The sequence below is a fragment of the Buchnera aphidicola (Chaitophorus populicola) genome (assembly GCF_964058995.1).
GTDB classification, from domain to species: domain Bacteria; phylum Pseudomonadota; class Gammaproteobacteria; order Enterobacterales; family Enterobacteriaceae; genus Buchnera_J; species Buchnera_J aphidicola_BO.
This window is the reverse complement of sequence record NZ_OZ060382.1, coordinates 168,365-187,579: the sequence shown is the minus strand read 5'-3', so window position 1 is coordinate 187,579 and position 19,215 is coordinate 168,365. Positions and strand designations below refer to the sequence as shown.

Annotated in this window: 12 protein-coding genes; 5 read left to right on the top strand and 7 right to left on the bottom strand. The window is 20.2% G+C overall.

Features of this window, described 5'->3' with window-relative positions:
• Positions 1 to 499 precede the first annotated feature (499 nt).
• The 5 genes from lpdA to truA form a co-directional block, all read right to left on the bottom strand.
• Positions 500 to 1,912 (bottom strand): dihydrolipoyl dehydrogenase, encoded by a 1,413-nt coding sequence (gene lpdA, locus AB4W57_RS00830; RefSeq protein WP_367677675.1) that lies wholly within the window; start codon positions 1,910 to 1,912, stop codon positions 500 to 502.
• A gap of 63 nt (positions 1,913 to 1,975) precedes the next feature.
• Positions 1,976 to 3,208, bottom strand: coding sequence for a 2-oxo acid dehydrogenase subunit E2 (locus tag AB4W57_RS00825; RefSeq protein ID WP_367677674.1), 1,233 nt, complete (start codon positions 3,206 to 3,208; stop codon positions 1,976 to 1,978).
• Positions 3,209 to 3,224: 16 nt separating this feature from the next.
• A complete protein-coding gene (gene aceE / locus AB4W57_RS00820; protein ID WP_367677673.1) occupies positions 3,225 to 5,894 on the bottom strand; it encodes a pyruvate dehydrogenase (acetyl-transferring), homodimeric type in 2,670 nt (889 codons plus the stop codon).
• Positions 5,895 to 6,423: 529 nt separating this feature from the next.
• A complete protein-coding gene (secA, locus tag AB4W57_RS00815) occupies positions 6,424 to 9,141 on the bottom strand; it encodes a preprotein translocase subunit SecA (RefSeq protein ID WP_367677672.1) in 2,718 nt (905 codons plus the stop codon).
• A gap of 226 nt (positions 9,142 to 9,367) precedes the next feature.
• Positions 9,368 to 10,159 (bottom strand): tRNA pseudouridine(38-40) synthase TruA, encoded by a 792-nt coding sequence (truA, locus tag AB4W57_RS00810; protein ID WP_367677671.1) that lies wholly within the window; start codon positions 10,157 to 10,159, stop codon positions 9,368 to 9,370.
• A 227-nt stretch (positions 10,160 to 10,386) separates the two neighbouring features.
• Here truA and dksA point away from each other — a divergent pair, with 227 nt between their 5' ends.
• Together dksA and pcnB are read left to right on the top strand one after the other, a co-directional pair.
• Positions 10,387 to 10,839 (top strand): RNA polymerase-binding protein DksA, encoded by a 453-nt coding sequence (gene dksA, locus AB4W57_RS00805; protein ID WP_367677670.1) that lies wholly within the window; start codon positions 10,387 to 10,389, stop codon positions 10,837 to 10,839.
• 137 nt (positions 10,840 to 10,976) lie between these two features.
• Positions 10,977 to 12,170: a polynucleotide adenylyltransferase PcnB gene (gene pcnB / locus AB4W57_RS00800; RefSeq protein WP_367677669.1), complete on the top strand. Its 1,194-nt coding sequence runs from the start codon at positions 10,977 to 10,979 to the stop codon at positions 12,168 to 12,170.
• A gap of 231 nt (positions 12,171 to 12,401) precedes the next feature.
• On the opposite strand, the gene hpt is transcribed toward pcnB, so the two are convergent.
• The gene (gene hpt / locus AB4W57_RS00795; protein WP_367677668.1) at positions 12,402 to 12,929 is read right to left on the bottom strand and encodes a hypoxanthine phosphoribosyltransferase; all 528 of its coding nucleotides are present in this window, start codon (positions 12,927 to 12,929) and stop codon (positions 12,402 to 12,404) included.
• A 382-nt stretch (positions 12,930 to 13,311) separates the two neighbouring features.
• Between hpt and thrA the strand changes: the two genes are divergently transcribed.
• Genes thrA through thrC form a run of 3 tightly spaced genes read left to right on the top strand, consistent with a single transcriptional unit; the run spans position 13,312 to position 18,024 of the window.
• Entirely contained in the window at positions 13,312 to 15,774 is a 2,463-nt protein-coding gene (thrA, locus tag AB4W57_RS00790; RefSeq protein WP_367677667.1) for a bifunctional aspartate kinase/homoserine dehydrogenase I, read from the top strand.
• Between the two features lie 17 nt (positions 15,775 to 15,791).
• Complete coding sequence (gene thrB / locus AB4W57_RS00785; RefSeq protein ID WP_367677666.1) at positions 15,792 to 16,742, top strand: homoserine kinase; 951 nt, start codon at positions 15,792 to 15,794, stop codon at positions 16,740 to 16,742.
• The gene (thrC, locus tag AB4W57_RS00780) at positions 16,729 to 18,024 is read left to right on the top strand and encodes a threonine synthase (RefSeq protein ID WP_367677665.1); all 1,296 of its coding nucleotides are present in this window, start codon (positions 16,729 to 16,731) and stop codon (positions 18,022 to 18,024) included. The genes thrB and thrC overlap by 14 nt, the downstream gene beginning before the upstream one ends.
• A 56-nt stretch (positions 18,025 to 18,080) precedes the next feature.
• Here thrC and ychF read toward each other — a convergent pair whose 3' ends face one another.
• Complete coding sequence (ychF, locus tag AB4W57_RS00775; protein ID WP_367677664.1) at positions 18,081 to 19,130, bottom strand: redox-regulated ATPase YchF; 1,050 nt, start codon at positions 19,128 to 19,130, stop codon at positions 18,081 to 18,083.
• Positions 19,131 to 19,215: the final 85 nt, after the last annotated feature.

Here is a 19,215-nt window from a genome sequence, read left to right as displayed (position 1 = left end):
AAAAATCAAAATTTAAAAAATATATATGAAAATTATTATTTTTAAAAATATATTAAAACAAATCTTTCAAAAATATATTCTATAAATTAAAAAAATAATTTAAGTTAATAAAAGTATTTTTTATTATAAATAAATATTTATATCAATTATTAAATTATATATTTCTGATAAAAAATAATTAAATATATGTATATAATTACTTATTTAAATTTATTAAAAAAATTATATTTTATTAAATATATTTTATAATATTCTTTATAAAATATCTAAATATAATAAATTAAATATGAAAGTTTAATATCAAATCATATGTAAAAAAATTTTTTAAATTTATATAATAATTTTATAAAAAAATTATTTAAAAAATATTTAATTAATTAAAATTTATTAACTAATAATTATAATGTTTTTAATAAATTAAATGATTTATAATAATTAAAATTTTGATGTTATGTATAACTTATAACGCATAACATCAAAAAAAAAAGTTGTAAGAAAATTATTTTATATTTAATAAATCAGTAATTGTTCCTTCAAACATCTTTGATGCAGAATTTATAGATTCATATAAAGTAGGATGAGCATGCATAGTTAATGAAATATCAGAAACATCACAACCCATTTCTATAGCTAATGTAATTTCCCCTAATAATTCTCCTGCATTTCTTCCAATAACAGAACCTCCAATAATTTGTCTAGTATTTTTATTAAATATTAATTTTGTTAATCCTATAGAAGAATTTGAAGCATGAGCACGACCTAAAACATTCCATGGAAAAATAGACGTAGAATATGATATATTTTTTTCTGCTGCTTCTTGTTCTGTAATTCCTACCCATGCAACTTCTGGGTCTGTATAACAAACATTAGGAATAATTTTTGTATCAAAAAAATGATTTTTTCCAAAAATTACTTCCGAAGAAATATGACCTTCATATATACCTTTATGAGCTAACATTGGAGGACCAGATACATCTCCTATAGCAAATATATTTGAAATATTTGTTCTACATTGCTGATCTGTAATAATATATTTACGTTCATTTAATTGAACTTCTGTATTATTTAATTTTAAAGAATTTGTATTTGGAAATCTTCCTATTGAAACAAGAATTACATCATAATGCATTTTTTTTATAATATCTTTTTGTTTAATTTCAACTAATATATAATCTTTTTTAAAATTAATATTTTTAATAGAAGTTTGTAACATTAAATTAAATTTTTCTTTAATTGTTTGCATAAAAAAACTGCTAATATCTATATCAACAGAGGGTAATATTCTTTCAGAATTTTCTATTACATCAACTTTCGCACCTAAAGAACTATAAACTGTTGCCATTTCTAACCCAATAATTCCTCCTCCAATAACTAACATACGATTTGGAATAAAAGGAACATTTAATGCTTCTGTAGAGTACCAAACTCTTTTTTCTGATGTTTTAACATAAGGTAATTTTATTGGTTTTGAACCAGAAGCAATAATAACATTTTTAAAATTTATAAAAAATTTTTTATTAGTATCATTATCAACAATAATTTTATTTTTATTTATAAAAGAAGCTTTTCCGTAAATTATTTTTATATTTCTTTTATTAGCTAAAATATTTAATCCATTATTCATTTTTTGAATAATATTATTTTTCCAAATCTTTAAATTTTTTAAATTAAAATCAATTTTATTAAAAAAAATATTTAAATCCAGAAATTCTTGATATTCTTGTAAAAATTTTGCAAAATGTAATAAAGTTTTTGAAGGAATACATCCCATATTTAGACAAACTCCACCTAAAACTTTACTTTTTTCTATTAAAATTGTTTTAATTCCTAAATCAGAAGCTCTAAAGGCAGCTGAATAACCTGCTGGACCTCCTCCTATAACCACTAAATTAGTATTAATTTCTTTATTCATCTGTAATGTCCATAAGTGATATAATTAATATAAATTATATTTTTATTGAATTGCATTTATACATTAAAATAATATTTTATAAAAATTAGATAAATTTTTATTTAAATATTGCATAAAAAGAGCACTATCTACCCCATTGATTACGCGATGATCATAAGATAAAGATAAAGGTAATAATAAACGAGGAATAAAAGATTTTTTATTCCATACTGGTTCTATTTTAGAACGAGAAACGCCTAATATCGCTACTTCAGGACAATTAATAATAGGTGTAAATGAACCTACTTGAAAACCTCCTAAACTAGAAATAGTAAAACTTCCATTACTCATATCATCCATTATTAATGTATTATTTCGAGATTTTTCTGATAAATATATAAGTTCTTCAGTAATATCTTTAATATTTTTTTTATTCACATCTTTAATCACTGGTACTACAATTCCATTTTTAGTGTTTACTGCAATACCTATATTAATATTTTTATTAATAACAATTCTGTCTTTTTTGCGATGTAATATACTATTAAAGTTTTTAAATTTTAATAAATTAATTGCAACAGCTTTAATAATAAAAGTTAATAATGTAAATTTGATATTTTTATATTTAAAATATTTATTAATTTTATTTCTAAATTTATCTAATTTAGTAATATCAACTTTATCAAATTGAGTAACATGAGGTACTTCTTTCCAATTTTTAGAAAAACGTTCACTTGAAATTTTTTGTATTTTACTAAGAAAAATATTATTTTTCTTTATATTAACATTGTTATTATGTAATAAATTTTTAGAAATATTAAAATCTTTTTTATATAAATCTTGTTTATTTATATTTGTTTTAGAAGAAAAATATTTTTTTACATCTTCTTTTAATACTCTATTTTTTCTACCTGTTCCAGGGATTTTTGTAATAGATATATTTAATTTTCTGCATAATCTTTTCACAGAAGGAGATGAACGTACTAAAATAGAAGTATGATTTTTTTTTTTTAAATCTTGAGATATATTTTTTTTTTGTAATAAAGGATCTTGAATAAAATTCAATGTATTATTTTTTATTTTTTTTAATTTTTTTAAGGTAATAATAGAAGTATTTAGTTTAACTATATCTCCTTTTTTTACATGAATTTTTTTTATAATTCCATCTGTAGAACAGGGAATTTCAATCGATGCTTTTTGTCCTTCTACAACAATTAATGTTTGATTTTTTTTTATTTTATCTTGAACATTTATTAAAACTTCTATTACTTCTGCTTGATCTATACCAATATCAGGCATTTTAATTTTAATACTCACTTTAAAATTTACTCCTTTATACTAAACGCGGATTTATTTTATCTATATTAATATTAAATTTTTTTATCGCATCTAAAACTAATTGGACATTTATTTTCCCGCATTTATATAAATCTCCTAATGCAGCTACTACAATATAATATTCATCTATTTCAAAATGTTTACGAAGATTTTTTCTACTATCAGAACATCCATATCCATCAGTTCCTAAAACTCTATAAAGTTGAGAAGGAATATATTTTCTTACTTGTTCAGCATACAATTTCATATAATCTGTAGATGCAATAGTAAGATAATCTTTTAAAATAGAACTAATATATGGAATTTTAGGTTGACAAGACGGATTTAACATATTCCAACGATCACAATCTTGCCCATTTCTAGCTAATTCTGTAAAAGAAGTAACGCTATAAACGTCTGACCCAATATTATAATTTTTAAATAAAATTTTAGCTGCTTTTCTCACAACATGTAATATTGATCCTGAACCTAATAGTTGCAAGAAATGTTCTTTTCCAGAATAAGTTTCTAATTTATATATTCCTTTACATATTCCTTCTTCTGTACCATCTATTAATCCGGGCATTAAATAATTTTCATTTGTTGTTGTAATATAATAATAAATATTTTCTTGTTTTTTACCATACATTCTTTTTAAACCATTTTGAATAATAACAGCTACTTCATAAGCATATGCAGGATCATAAGAAATACAATTAGGAATAGTTAAAGATTGAATATGACTGTGTCCATCTTCATGTTGTAATCCTTCTCCATTTAAAGTCGTACGTCCAGATGTTCCTCCTATTAAAAATCCTCGAGCTTGTTGATCTCCTGCAGCCCAATATAAATCTCCAACTCTCTGAAATCCAAACATAGAATAATAAATATAAAATGGTATCATAGGAAAATTATTAGTACTATAAGAAGTTGCAGCAGCTATCCAAGAAGCAGCTGCTCCAAGTTCATTAATACCTTCTTGTAAAATCTGTCCTTTTTGATCTTCTTTATAATAAGATAATATTTCTTGATCTTGAGGAACATAATTTTGACCATTAAAATTATAAATTCCAACTTTTCTAAATAAACCTTCCATACCAAATGTTCGAGCTTCATCAGCAATAATTGGAACAATTCTATCTTTAATATTTAAATTATTTAATAATATGTACAATACTCTAACAAATGCAATAGTTGTAGAAATTTTTTTTGTTTGTGGTAAAAATAAAGACTTAAAATCAATTAAATCAGGAATAAATATATGTTCTGTAAAATTTTTTCGTCTTTTAGGAATATAACCACCTAATTTTTTTCTACGATTATGGAGATATTTATATTCATCAGAAAATTTTGAAAAAGTTATATAAGGTAATTTTTTTAATTCTGTATCTGAAAATGATAATTTAAAATTATAGCTAATATTTACGATATCTTTAAAACTAATTTTTTTAACTTGATGTGCAATATTTGTTGCAGCAATACTACTTCCTAAACCATAACCTTTAATTGTATGAAAAAATATTACTACAGGTTTATTTTTAACTTCTTGAGCTTTCTTTAGAGCAGTATAAACTTTTTTAAAATCATGACCTCCTCTATTTAAATTCCATATTTCTTGATCAGTCATATTTTTTACTAATTTTATAGTTTCTGGATATTTTCCAAAAAAATTTTTTCTAATATATGCTCCGTCCTTAGATGTAAAAGTTTGATAATCACCGTCTAAAGTTTCATTCATTAATTGAATTAACTTCCCACTTTTATCTTTTTTAAATAATTTATCCCATTTACTACCCCAAATTACTTTAATTATTTTCCAACCTGCACCATAAAAAAAACTTTCTAATTCATTAATAATTTTCCCATTTCCTATTACTGGTCCATCTAATCTTTGTAAATTACAATTAATAAGAAATATTAAATTATCTAGTTTTTCACGAGAGGCAATATGAATAGCACCTTTAGATTCTGGTTCATCCATTTCTCCATCTCCTAAAAAAGCATATATTTTACGTTTATTAAATTTAATTAAATTTCTATTACATAAATACTTTAAAAATTTCGCTTGATAAATAGCACAAATTGGACCTAAACCCATAGATACTGTAGGAAACTGCCAAAAATCAGACATTAATTTTGGATGAGGATAAGAAGATAAACCTTTTCCTCCTATTTCTTGTCTAAAATTATTTAATTTATTTTCAGAAATTCTACCTTCTAAAAATGCTCTAGAATAAATACCCGGAGATATATGTCCTTGAAAATAAATTATATCTCCTAAAAAAGATTCATGATCTGCATGAAAAAAATGATTAAAACATACTTCATAAATTATAGCAGAAGATTGAAAAGAAGCTAAATGCCCACCTAAATCTAATTTTTTTTTAGACGCTCTTAAAACCATCATTATTGCATTCCAACGTACAGCAGTACAAATTTTTTTTTCTAATTTAAGATTACCAGGATAGTTTTCTTCATTTTCAACAGAAATAGTATTAATATAATCAGAAATTAAATTTTTTTTTAAACATGAATTAAAAATATTTTTATATTTTTTTAATATAGAACGAATTATAAAAATTCCTCTATTATTGCCGTCTTCCTGTATTATAGATTTCATAGAATCTATCCATTCTTGTGTTTCTATGGGATCTATATCAATATCCTTATAATTATTTTGAAACATAAAAAATACTCCTCTTTTATTAAAAAAAAAATAAAAAATTTAAAAATTTATTTTATAATAAAATGAATAATATTAAATAATATAATATTTATTTAAATTTTTTATATAAAAGAAAGATAATTAAATAATTTATATATATAAAATTTAATTAAAATTTGAAAATAATTTTTCAAAGTAAAAGTTTTTATATAAATATAAAAAAGTTATCATAAATAAAAATTTTATTTAATAATAATGACAAATATGAAAAAATAGTTTATATCAATATAAATGTAAAGTAATAATAATTAATTTTTTAAAGTTTTAATTTTATATTTATATACATAATTTTAGAAAAATTTTAAAAAATAATATTTATATTTTTTTAAATATAAATTACTTATATAATATTAAATAAAAAAATATAAAAATATTACCTACATATTTATATTATATTAAAAGTAAATTTATACTATCAAAATTTATTTTTAAAATTATCTATAATGTATTATCAACTTAAAAAAATAATAACAAATTTTCAAATATAATATTATTTTAAAATACCATGACAATATTTATATTTTTTACCTGATTGGCAATAACATAAATCATTTCTTGATATATTTTTTTTAAGATTATCATATTCAATACAATAATCTTCAATATTTTTATTTTTTAAAAAATATTTTCTTGCTTTTTTAAGATATTTATTATTAATAGAAAATTTATAATTTACTTTTTGATCACCATATGGATCAAATTGAGATAAACTAATTTGACTTAATTCTAAAATTACTTCATATTTTAATGACTCTAACATATTTGAAAAAATAATAAAAGATTCACGTTTATATTCTAATTTAGGATCTTTTTGAGCATATCCCCTTAAATGTATTCCTTGTCTTAAATATTCCATATCAGATAAATGTTCTTGCCAAAATAAATCTATTTTTTTTAACATAATAGATTTTTCTATATTTCTCATATTTTTAGAACCAATTAAATTTTCTTTAATAAAATAATTTATTTTAAATTTTTTTAATACTAAATTTAAAATTTTATTTTTATAATGTTTATCCATACTTTTTAAATAATTTGGAAAAGCAATTTTTATATGAAATTTTTTTAATAAAAATTTTTCTAGTGAAATAAATTTATTAAAAATAGATTTTGTATGATTTGTATATAAATATTTTTTAATTACTGATAAAAATACATCTTTAGATATATCTGTTATAGTAGAAAAAATATTCTCTTTGTTTAATAAAATATTTCTTTGCTTATATATAACTTTTCTTTGTTCATTAATTACATTATCATATTCTAATAATTGTTTTCTAACATCAAAATTTCTATTTTCAACTTTTTTTTGTGCATTTAAAATAGCTTTATTAACCCAAACACTTTCAATCGACTCCCCGTATTTCATTCCAATTTTTCTCATTAAATCTATAATTTTAGAAGAAGAGAATATTCTAATTAATGCATCTTCCATGGAAATATAAAATCTAGAAGATCCTATGTCTCCTTGACGTCCAGAACGACCTTTTAATTGATTATCAATTCTCCTAGATTCATGCCTTTCAGTACCAATTACATGTAATCCTCCTACAGATAATACTAATTTATGATTTTTTTTCCATTCTTTTTTTTTTGTATCCAAAACATCTTTTTTAGCATTATTTTGATTATTATTTAAATATTTATCTTCAAAATATCCTCCTAAAATAATATCTGTTCCTCTTCCAGCCATATTAGTAGCAATAGTTACAGCACCTATTTTCCCAGCTTGAGCGATAATATCAGCTTCTTTTTTATGAAATTTCGCGTTTAAAACATTATGTTTAATATTTAAATTAGTTAATTTTTTTGAAATTAATTCAGATTTTTCTATAGATACTGTGCCAACTAATACTGGTTGTTTTTTAAAGTAACATTTTTGAATATCTTTAATAATTGCTTCAATTTTTTCTTTTTCTGTCATATATACTAAATCTGAAAAATCTTCACGAATCATAGGACGATTCGTTGGAATTACGACAGTATCTAAATTATAAATAGTTCTAAATTCAAAAGATTCAGTATATGCAGTACCTGTCATACCAGATAGTTTTTTATATAATCTAAAATAATTTTGAAAAGTAATTGAAGCTAAAGTTTTGTTTTCATTTTTTACTAAAACATTTTCTTTTGCTTCTACAGATTGATGTAATCCATCTGACCAACGTCTACCTTTCATAATTCTTCCTGTATGTTCATCTACTATCACAATTTCTTGGCCTTGAACTAAATAATCTACATCTTTAGTAAATAATTTATGAGCTTTTAAAGAAGATATAATATGATGTAATAATTTTATATTATTAGAAGAATATAATGATTCATTTGGATTAATAATTTTTTTTTGTACTAATATTTTTTCTACTTTTATTAATCCTCTTTCTGTTAAATAAACTTGTTTTAATTTTTCATCTAAAAAAAAATCACCAGTTCCAGTAAATTCTTCTGTATCATCTGTCTCTTGTTGTATTAAACTAGAAATAATTTTATTAATTTTAATATATAGTTTAGAAGAATTTTTTTCTTCTCCAGAAATAATTAAAGGAGTACGAGCTTCATCAATTAAAATTGAATCAACTTCATCAATTAATGCATAATTTAATTTTCTTTGCACTTGATTTTTTTTAGAAGTCACCATATTATCTCGTAAATAATCAAAACCAAACTCATTGTTTGTGCCGTAAGTTATATCTGCAGAATAAGCTTGTTTTTTTTTAGAAAAAGATAATTCAGGCAAATTTAATCCAACTGTTAACCCTAAGAATTCAAATAAAATACGATTTTTATCTGAATCTCTTTTTGCTAAATAATCATTCATTGTAATAATATGAACTCCATTTCCTGTAAGAGCGTTCAAATAAGCTGGCAAAGTTGACGTTAAAGTTTTTCCTTCTCCTGTTTGCATTTCAGCTATACATTGATTATTTAAAACAATACCACCTAATATTTGAACGTCAAAATGACGCATATTAAATACTCTTACACTTGCTTCTCTTACTGTAGCATATGATTCAATTAATAAATCTTCTAATTTTTCTTTATTCTGTAAACGTTTTTTAAAAAATAACGTATTTTGCTTTAATTTTTCATCTGTAAAATTTTTATAAATTAATTCCAATTTATTTATTTTTTCTACAATAATATTTAATTTATTTAATATCCTTTCATTTCTACTACTAAAAAATCTTCTAAAAAAATTAAAAAACATGTTTTTTCTCTTAAATTAAAATTTAAATGATATTATTAAAAATATAAATTTTATCTTGATGTAAAAATTTTTAAAAGCATTTGCTTTATTTAGTACTAATATGTAAATTTTTTATATTTATAAATAAAAATTAACATTTAAATAATTTTATACAATAAAAATTTTTATCTAATCATGCATAAAACGTTTGAATTTTAAAATACTTTATAAATATTAAAATATATTTTTATAAAAAACTAAAAAAATAATTCATATTTTGATTAAATATATTAAAATGCTTAGGATAACTTATAGATAATAAATATAAACCTTGAGCTAATACTGTAGGAGCAGATAATTTTCTATTTTTTATATTTAAAATATATAATAACCATGATTTACTTTTTCTACCACGACCTATTTCTATTAAAGCTCCGACAATATTACGTACCATACGATATAAAAAAGCATTTGCTGTTATATCAATTATAATAAAATATTTTTTTTTTCTATATACATTAATATGTATAATTTTTCTAAAAGAACTATAAGATTGACATCGCGCAGCTCTAAAAGAAGAAAAATCATGCTCTCCAATTAAAATCTGACTAGATTGATTCATTTTTTCTACATCTAATTTAAAAAAAATATTATTAACTCTATTTTTTAAAATAGATGATCTAATAGTATTATTATATATAATATAACGATAAGTTCTTGAAATAGCAGAATAACGTGCATGAAATTCATTTAAAACATTTTGAACCCATATTACTGAAATATCTTTAGGTAAAAAACTATTTACGCCTCTTATCCAAGATTTTTTTTTTCTTTTAGAAATAGTTTTAAAATTAATTACTTGATTATAAGCATGCACTCCAGAATCAGTTCTTCCAGCACAAAAAATTTTTACTTTATGATTAGCTATTTTAGATATAGCATATTCTAATATATTTTTAATTGAATAAATTCTTATTTGACTTTCCCATCCATAATAATTACTTCCATCATATTCTATTCCAAAAGCTAAATTGAACATATATCAAATACCTTTTTTTAAATAAGTTTAATTTATTTTTTAAAAATTCTTTTAAATTTAAAAAGTTAATACAATTATTACAAATTTTATAAAAAAATAATTTAAAATCTTAAACATTTTTAAAAATAAAATATTTCATTTCATATTACAAATATCTCATGTATATTATAAAATCTGTAAATAATGTTATATTTCTTATTCTAAAAATTTTATGAAGGACTTATATTATGCATAAAAAAAAAAAAAATAAAAAATCTTCTTTAAGTATTCTTTCTATTGCAGGAGTATCTTCTTATAAAAGTAAAAAAAATGAAAAATATATGAATTATAAACAAATTCATCATTTTAAAATAATTCTTGAAACATGGAAAAAACAACTTAATAAAAATAATAAAGATGTTTATGATATTTCTAAAAAATCTTCTAATTTTCCAGATCCAATTGACAGAGCTGTTCAAGAAGAAGAATTTAATTTAGAACTAAGAAATAGAGATAGAGAAAATAAATTAATTAAAAAAATTAATAGAACTTTAAAAAAAATTGAATCCAAAGAATTTGGTTATTGTTCTTCTTGTGGAGTAGAAATAGGTATTAAAAGATTAGAAGCTAGACCTACCGCAAATTTATGTATTGACTGTAAAACATTAGAAGAAATTAGAGATAAACAAATTCTAGGATAATCTTAAAAAAAGATAGTGAAAAAGATAAAATCTTATTTCACTATCATAATTACAATTTTAATTTAAATAAAAAGTTAAATTATTTAAAAAAGTAAATATATCATCAAATAAAAAAATAAATTACTATATAAAATCATATGAGAATAATTCCTAAAAAAAAACACAATATATCTCGAAATAAGATTAGTAAAAATGCAATTAAAATTTTATTTAGATTGCATAAATCAGGTTATGAAGCTTATCTCGTAGGAGGTAGTGTCAGAGATCTTATTATGGGTAAACAACCGAAAGACTTTGATTTAACAACTAATGCTACACCATTAGAATTACAAAAATTATTTAGAAATTGTCGATTAATCGGTAGAAGATTTCAAATTGCACATATTATGTTTAGAAAAGAGATTATAGAAGTATCTACTTTTAGAGGACATCATCATAATAAAAATCATATAAAAATTCATAAAAAAAAAGATAAGTTAGGAATTTTACTATATGATAATATCTTCGGGCAAATTGAAGAAGATGCTGAAAGAAGAGATTTAACTATTAATACTTTATATTTTAATGTAATAGATTTAAGTATTCGTGATTATGTAGGAGGCATTCAAGATATAAAAAAAAAAATAATTCGATTAATTGGAGATCCTGAAACAAGATATAGAGAAGATCCAGTTAGAATACTTAGAGTAATTAGATTCTCTGTACAATTAAACATGAAAATAGAAAAAAAAACTGCTCACGCAATTCCTAAATTATCTAAATTAATATCTCATGTACCATCAGCTAGACTTTACAATGAATTAAATAAAATTTTACAAATGGGATTTGGATATAAAGCTTATCAAAAACTTAAAAGTTTTTCTTTATTAAAAATAATTTTTCCATTTCCATTTCTTTATTATAATAAAAAAATTAATTTTTTAATTAAAAAATTAATTATTTCTATTTTAAAAAAAAATGATCAAAGATTTAAAATAAAAAAAAAAAATCATCTATCTTTATTATGGTCTGCAATATTATGGTATCCATATATTTTTAATATAATAAAAATAAAAAAAAAAAAAAAAATTACTCATATAAATGCAATACGACTATCTTTAAAATTTATTCTTAAAAAAGCCTCTTTGTTATTATCTATACCTAAGCAAATTATTAATAAAATTAAAGAAATATGGAAAATATTAATTATTATTACTCATAGTAAAAAAAAAATTCCTATCAGGATAAAAAAAAATAAAATATTTTTTGAATCATATACTTTATATATTTTAAAAAAAAAAATTGAACATAAATATTTAAATATAAAATATAAAAAAAATTTTTATAATTAAATTTTATTAAAATAATTAAATTAATTACATAAATATAAAATTTATATTTTAAATTAAAAAAATTATAAATAAAATATTAAAAAAATTTTTATTATAAAATAATAAAATTTTTATATAAATATATACAAACTTTTAAAATATATTTATTTATTTGTTTTTTTTTTTTTTTTTAATTTAAAATATCTATAAACATATAAAAAATATTAAACTATAATATTTTTATTAAAAAAATTAAAATATAACTCGTGCTATATATGGTAAATGACGATAAGATTGAGCATAATCAAGACCATAACCTACAACAAAATCATTAGGTATAGAAAATCCTACATAATCAATAATTATATCTACTTCTCTACATTCTGGTTTATCTAACAAAGTGCATATAGATAAAGATTTAGGTTTTTTCAATTTTAATAATTTTAATACTTTATTTAAAGTTCGACCAGAATCTATAATATCTTCTATAATAAGAACATTTTTTCCATATATATTTTCGTCTAAATCTTTCAAAATTTTAATATCTAAATTAGAAAAATGATTATTTCCATAACTAGAAATAGTAATGAAATCTATTTTATGATTTATTTGAACAGCTCTACATAAATCTGCAATAAAAATAAAAGAACCCTTTAATAAACCTATTAAAATTATTTCATTACAACTATTTTTATAATTTTCCGTAATTTGCATTCCTAATTCTTTCACTCTAGAATTTAACTTATAAGCAGGTAAAATAACTTCTATAGAATGTTTCATATATTTATGTTGTATTTAATTTAATAAAAATTCTGTGTTTTACATATATAATTAATATATTTAAAAAAAAAATAAAAATATTATAAAATAATTGAAAAAATATATAATTTATTATAAATAAAATTTTATAATATACTAAAATAATTAATTTTTCCATATTAGAAAATAAATATAAAAATTTATAAATTTAAATTAAACATATAAAAAATAATTATATTTTATAAATCAAAAATATTAAATATTATAAAATAAAATTTTTATTTTAATAATTAAAAATTATAAGTCGTATAAAAATTTTATAAATTTAATAAAAATAAAAAATTATTAAAATCAAAAAAAGTTTATATTATTCATTAAATTATAAAAAATAGGAAAATTTAAAATGAATCATGTTTTAAAATTTGGAGGAACTTCTTTAGCTGATGCAAAAAAAATTATCTTTGTATCAAATATTATTGAAGAAAAATCTAAAATTACACAAACTGCTGTAGTTTTATCTGCTCCAGCAACTATTACAAACTCTTTAGAAAAAATTATAGAGTTATCTTTAATAAAAGATATTAATTATAAAAAAGAAATTATAAAAATAAAAAATAAATTTTATATAATAATCGAAAACATTTATAAAGATAATAAAAAATTTTTGTTTCAAAAAATAATTAAAAAAGTTAATAATGAAATTTTGTTTTTAAAAAATTTATGTAAAAATATATATATTTCAAATATATGTTCTGATCTTATATTTGCTCAAATTATTTCTCGAGGAGAAATATTATCTACTCAAATTATGAGAAATATATTAATTACTAAAGGTTATAACGTTCAATTAATTAATCCAATAAAAAGTATTTTAGCCGAAGGAAATGTCTTAGATTCTTATGTAAATATTCCTAAATCCATGAAAAAAATTAAAAAAATAAATTTTAAAAAAAAATCTATTATTTTAATGCCAGGATTTATTGCAGGAAATAAAAAAAAAGAACTAGTACTTTTAGGACGTAATGGTTCAGATTATTCAGCAGCTGTATTATCTGCTTGCATGAAATCTCAATCTTGCGAAATTTGGACTGATGTAAATGGAATATTAACATGTGATCCAAAAATTGTTCCTCATGCAAAAATTATAAAAAATATTTCATATAAAAATGTTATGGAAATATCTAATTTAGGAGCTAAAGTTCTTCATCCTAAAACTATTTATCCATTAAAAAAATTTAATATTCCTTGTTATATTAAAAACACATTTAATAAAGATTTTATTGGAACTAAAATTGAAAATATAAACAACAAAAATACAAAAAAAATATATCCTAATATTACTTATATAGAAAATGTAAATATATTTACAATAAAAACGTCAAATCAAGAAAATATAAACAAAATATATAAAAATTTAATCAAAATTCATAAAGAAGAATCCATAATATTATTTTTATCTATAAATTTTATCAATATACCATATATTAAAATTTATATTAAAGATAAATACTTTCAAAAAATAAATTATATAGTTAAAAATTTTATTTTCAACAATAAGAAAATATTTAAAATAAAAATTCAAAAAAAAATATCTATTATTTCAATAATTAAACCTAAAATAAAAAAACAAAAAAAAATTATTAAAAATATTTATAAGACTTTATATAACTCAAATATAAAAGTTATTTATGATATAAAAAATTTTTCTAATAATTCTATTTCATTAACAGTGAAATCTAAATATCAAAATAAAATTATAAATTTATTACATGAAAAAATAATAAACTCATATAAAATAATTCAAGTATTTTTATTTGGTATAGGTGGAATAGGTAAAACTTTAATTAAACAAATAAAAAAAGCGCAAAAAAATTTAAAAAATAAAAATATTTTAATTAAAATTTGTTTAATCTCAAATTCTAACAAAATATTATTTAAAAAAAATGGAATAAACATACAGTTATGGAAAAAAGAATTTAATACAATTAAAAAAAAATATATTAAAGAAAAATTTCTAATTAATAAAATATATAAAATTATTAAAAAAAATAAATTTACTAATGCTTCTATTATAGATTGTACATCTAGTACAAAAATTTCTAAACAGTATTTATATTTTATAAAAAATAAATTTAATATTATTACTGCAAACAAAAAATTTAATACAGGAAATATTATTGATTATCAAAATATTAGAAAAATAGCTTATAAAAATAATAAAAAATTTCTTTATGAAACAAACGTTGGAGGCGGTCTTCCAGTAATTCAAACTATTCAAAATTTAAAAAATACAGGAGATAAATTAATTAGTTTTAAAGGAATATTATCTGGTTCTTTATCGTTTATTTTTGGAAAGTTAGAAAAAAAAATATTATTTTCAGACGCTATTATAGAAGCTAAAAAAAAAGGCTTAACTGAACCTGATCCAAGAGAAGATTTATCCGGATTAGATGTTGCAAGAAAATTATTAATTATAGCTAGAGAATTCGGATATACACTAGAATTAAAGGATATTAAAATCAAAAAAATATTACCGGAATTAATTAATACTAATACAAAAATTCAAAAATTTTTAAAAGATACAAAAAAATTTAATCAATATTTTTTAGAAAAAATAAAACTTGCTAAAAAAGATAACAAAAAAATAAAATTTATTGGAAAAATTAGTAAAACAGGAAAATGCACAGTAAAACTTGAAGCGGTAAATAACAAAGATCCATTATATGAAATTAAAAACGGTGAAAATGCATTATCTTTTTACACAAAATATTATCAACCTATGCCATTAGTAATTAGAGGATACGGAGCAGGAAAAAAAGTGACTGCATCTGGAGTATTTTCTGATTTATTAAAAACTATAGTATAAATTATCTGGAGTTAAGAATGATAAAAATATATGCACCAGCATCAATTGGAAATTTAGGCGTAGGATTTGATATATTAGGCGCTGCTATTACTCCAATTAAAAATAAAAATTTAGGAGATATAGTAACAATTAAATCCTCTAAAACAATTAAATTAACAAATACTGGAAAATTTTCTAAAGAATTACCTACATCTATTTATGATAATTTAACTTGGAAAGCATGGAAAATATTTTGTAAAACAATAAAAAAAAAAAAGAATGTGCATATCATACTTGAAAAGAATCTTCCTGTAAGTTCTGGTCTCGGATCAAGTGCATCTTCTATTGTAGCTACTTTAGTTGCTTTAAATATATTTTTTAAAAAACCTTTAAAAAAAAAAAAATTAATAAAATTAATGGGTATGTTAGAAAAAGAAATTTCAGGAGAAAAGCATTATGATAATGTTATTCCATCTTATCTTGGAGGTATAAAATTAATTATATCAAATAAAAAAAATATTTATCAAAATATCCCTTATTTTAAAAATTGGTTTTGGATTATCGCATGGCCTGGAGTAAAATTATCTACATCTATATCTAGATCTGTATTACCTAATTATTATTCTAAAAAAGATTGTATAGAACATAGTAAAAATTTATCATGTTTTATACATGCTTTATATACTAAACAGAAAAATTTAGCTGCATCTTGTATTCAAGATATTATTGCTGAACCATATAGAAAACAGTTTTTAAAAAATTTTGATCAACATAAAAAAAATATTCAAAAAATCGGTTCTATTGCATATGGTATTTCTGGATCTGGACCAACAATTTTTTCTATTTGTGATAATGAAATGACAGCAGAAAAAGTAAAAAAATACTTTTTAGAAAACTATATTCAAACAAAACAAGGATTTTCTTATATATGTCAAATAGATTCCATTGGCGTTAGAAAAATAGGAAAAAAATCTTATGAAACTATATAATCTTAAAGATACAAAAGAAGAAGTAAACTTCTCTCAAGCTGTAAAATTTGGATTAGGAAAAAATCAAGGATTATTTTTTCCTAAAAAATTACCAGTTTTCTCTAAAAAAAAAATTAAAGAATTATTAAATAAAAAATTTGTTTCTCGTAGCCAAAAAATTTTATCTATGCTAATTGGATCTGAAATTAAAAAAAAAAAAATTAAAAACAGTGTTAAATCTGCATTTAACTTTTCTAAACCTAAAATGATAAATATTACAAATAATATTTATTGTATGGAATTGTTTCATGGACCAACTTTAGCTTTTAAAGATTATGGAGCAAGATTTATGGCTCATATCCTATCTTGTTTAAATAATAAAGATAATAAATCAATAACTATATTAACAGCAACTTCTGGAGATACAGGCGCCGCTGTAGCACATGCATTTTATAAAATGAAAAATATTAAAGTAATTATACTTTATCCTAAAGGAAAAATTAGTAATGTTCAAAAAAAATTATTTTGCACATTAGGAAAAAATATTACAACAATATCGGTAAATGGAAGTTTTGATGAATGTCAAAAATTAGTTAAAAAAGCTTTTCATGATCAAGAAATTAAAGAAAATACACAATTAAATTCAGCTAATTCAATAAATGTAAGTAGATTATTTGCACAAATATGCTATTTTTTTGAAATTTTCTATTTAATTCCTAAAGATTTAAAAAATAAATTAGTAATTTCTATACCATGTGGTAATTTTGGAAATTTAACAGCAGGTTTATTAGCAAAATCTATGGGTTTACCTATTAAAAAATTTATCTTAGCAACAAATTCTAATAATACTGTACCAAGATATCTAGATACAGGTATTTGGAATCCTTATAAAACTATTTCAACAATGTCTAATGCAATGGATATTAGTCGACCAAACAATTGGCCTAGAGTAGAAGAAATTTTTCATAAAAAAAAATGGAACATTAAAGATCTAAAATATGGATATGTATCTGAAAAGAAAACAGAAAAAAATATTAAAGATTTATATCAAAAATATCAATATATCTCTGAACCTCATGCTGCTATTGCATATACTTTATTAAAAAATAAATTAAAATCAAATGAACATGGAGTGTTTTTAGGAACAGCCCATCCAATTAAATTTCAAGATACAGTTGAAAAAATTCTAAATATCAAACTCAAAGAAAAAAATTCTATTTCTAATATATTTCATTTAAAAGATTTATCATATAATATACAACCAAACTTCAACAAATTAAAAAAAATTTTATTAAACAAATAAAATCTGAAATTAGAGAGGAAATATCCTCTCTATGAAATATAATTTAATCAATTATTTTATATATTAAATAAAAAATGAATAATATCTCCGTCTTGAACTATATATTTTTTACCTTCTAATCTTAATTTTCCTTTTTTTTTTACATCTTTTTCAGACTTATATCGAATAAAATCTATATATTTAATTACTTTAGCTCGAATAAACCCTTTACTAAAATCACTATGTATAATTTTTGCAACTTCAATAATTTTAGAATTTTTTATAAATGACCATGCTCGTACTTCTTTCTTTCCTACTGTAAAAAATGTTTCTAAATTTAAAATTTTATATATTGTATTAACAATTTCATTTAATTTTGAATAATTTTTAAAATCTTTATAATTACTACTTTCAATATCATCTGGGCAAATAACATTATTTAAATCTTTATTTAAAAATTTCTGTACTTTATCTAAAAAAATATTGTTATTTTTATTTTTATTTATATTAATTAAAAAAATAGTTGGTTTAAATGTTAAAAATTTAAATTTATTTATTATAAATCTTTCTTTAACAGATAATTTTAATGTACGTAATAAATAAAATTTGTTTAAATGAGATAAACATCTTTTTAATAAATTTTTTTCTCTAATAAATTCATTTTTATTTAAATTTTTATATTTTTTTATCATTAAAATACTTTTTTCACACTGTTCTATATCAGAAAAAATTAGTTCTGTATTAATAATATTAATATCACGTATCGGATCAATGAAATTTTCTACATGAATTATATTATCATCTTGAAAAACTCTTACAACATGAATTAAAGCGTCTACTTCTCTGATTTGACTTAAAAATTTATTTCCTAATCCTTCTCCTTTTGAAGCACCTTTAACTAATCCAGCTATATCAACTATTTTAACTACAGTAGAAATCAATTTATTTGGACATACAATATCTTTTAATTTAATTAACCTATTGTCATAAACTTGAGCGAATCCTATATTTGGAGAAATTGTACAAAAAGGAAAATTTAAAGATGAAACTTTAGATTTTGTTAAAATATTAAAAATAGTAGATTTTCCTACATTAGGTAATCCAATAATTCCACATTTCACATTCATAATTTATTCCTTTAGTTAAAATATTTATGTTTAATTATATAAAAAAATTTTTTAAAAAAATTAAATTAATTTTACATTTAAAATA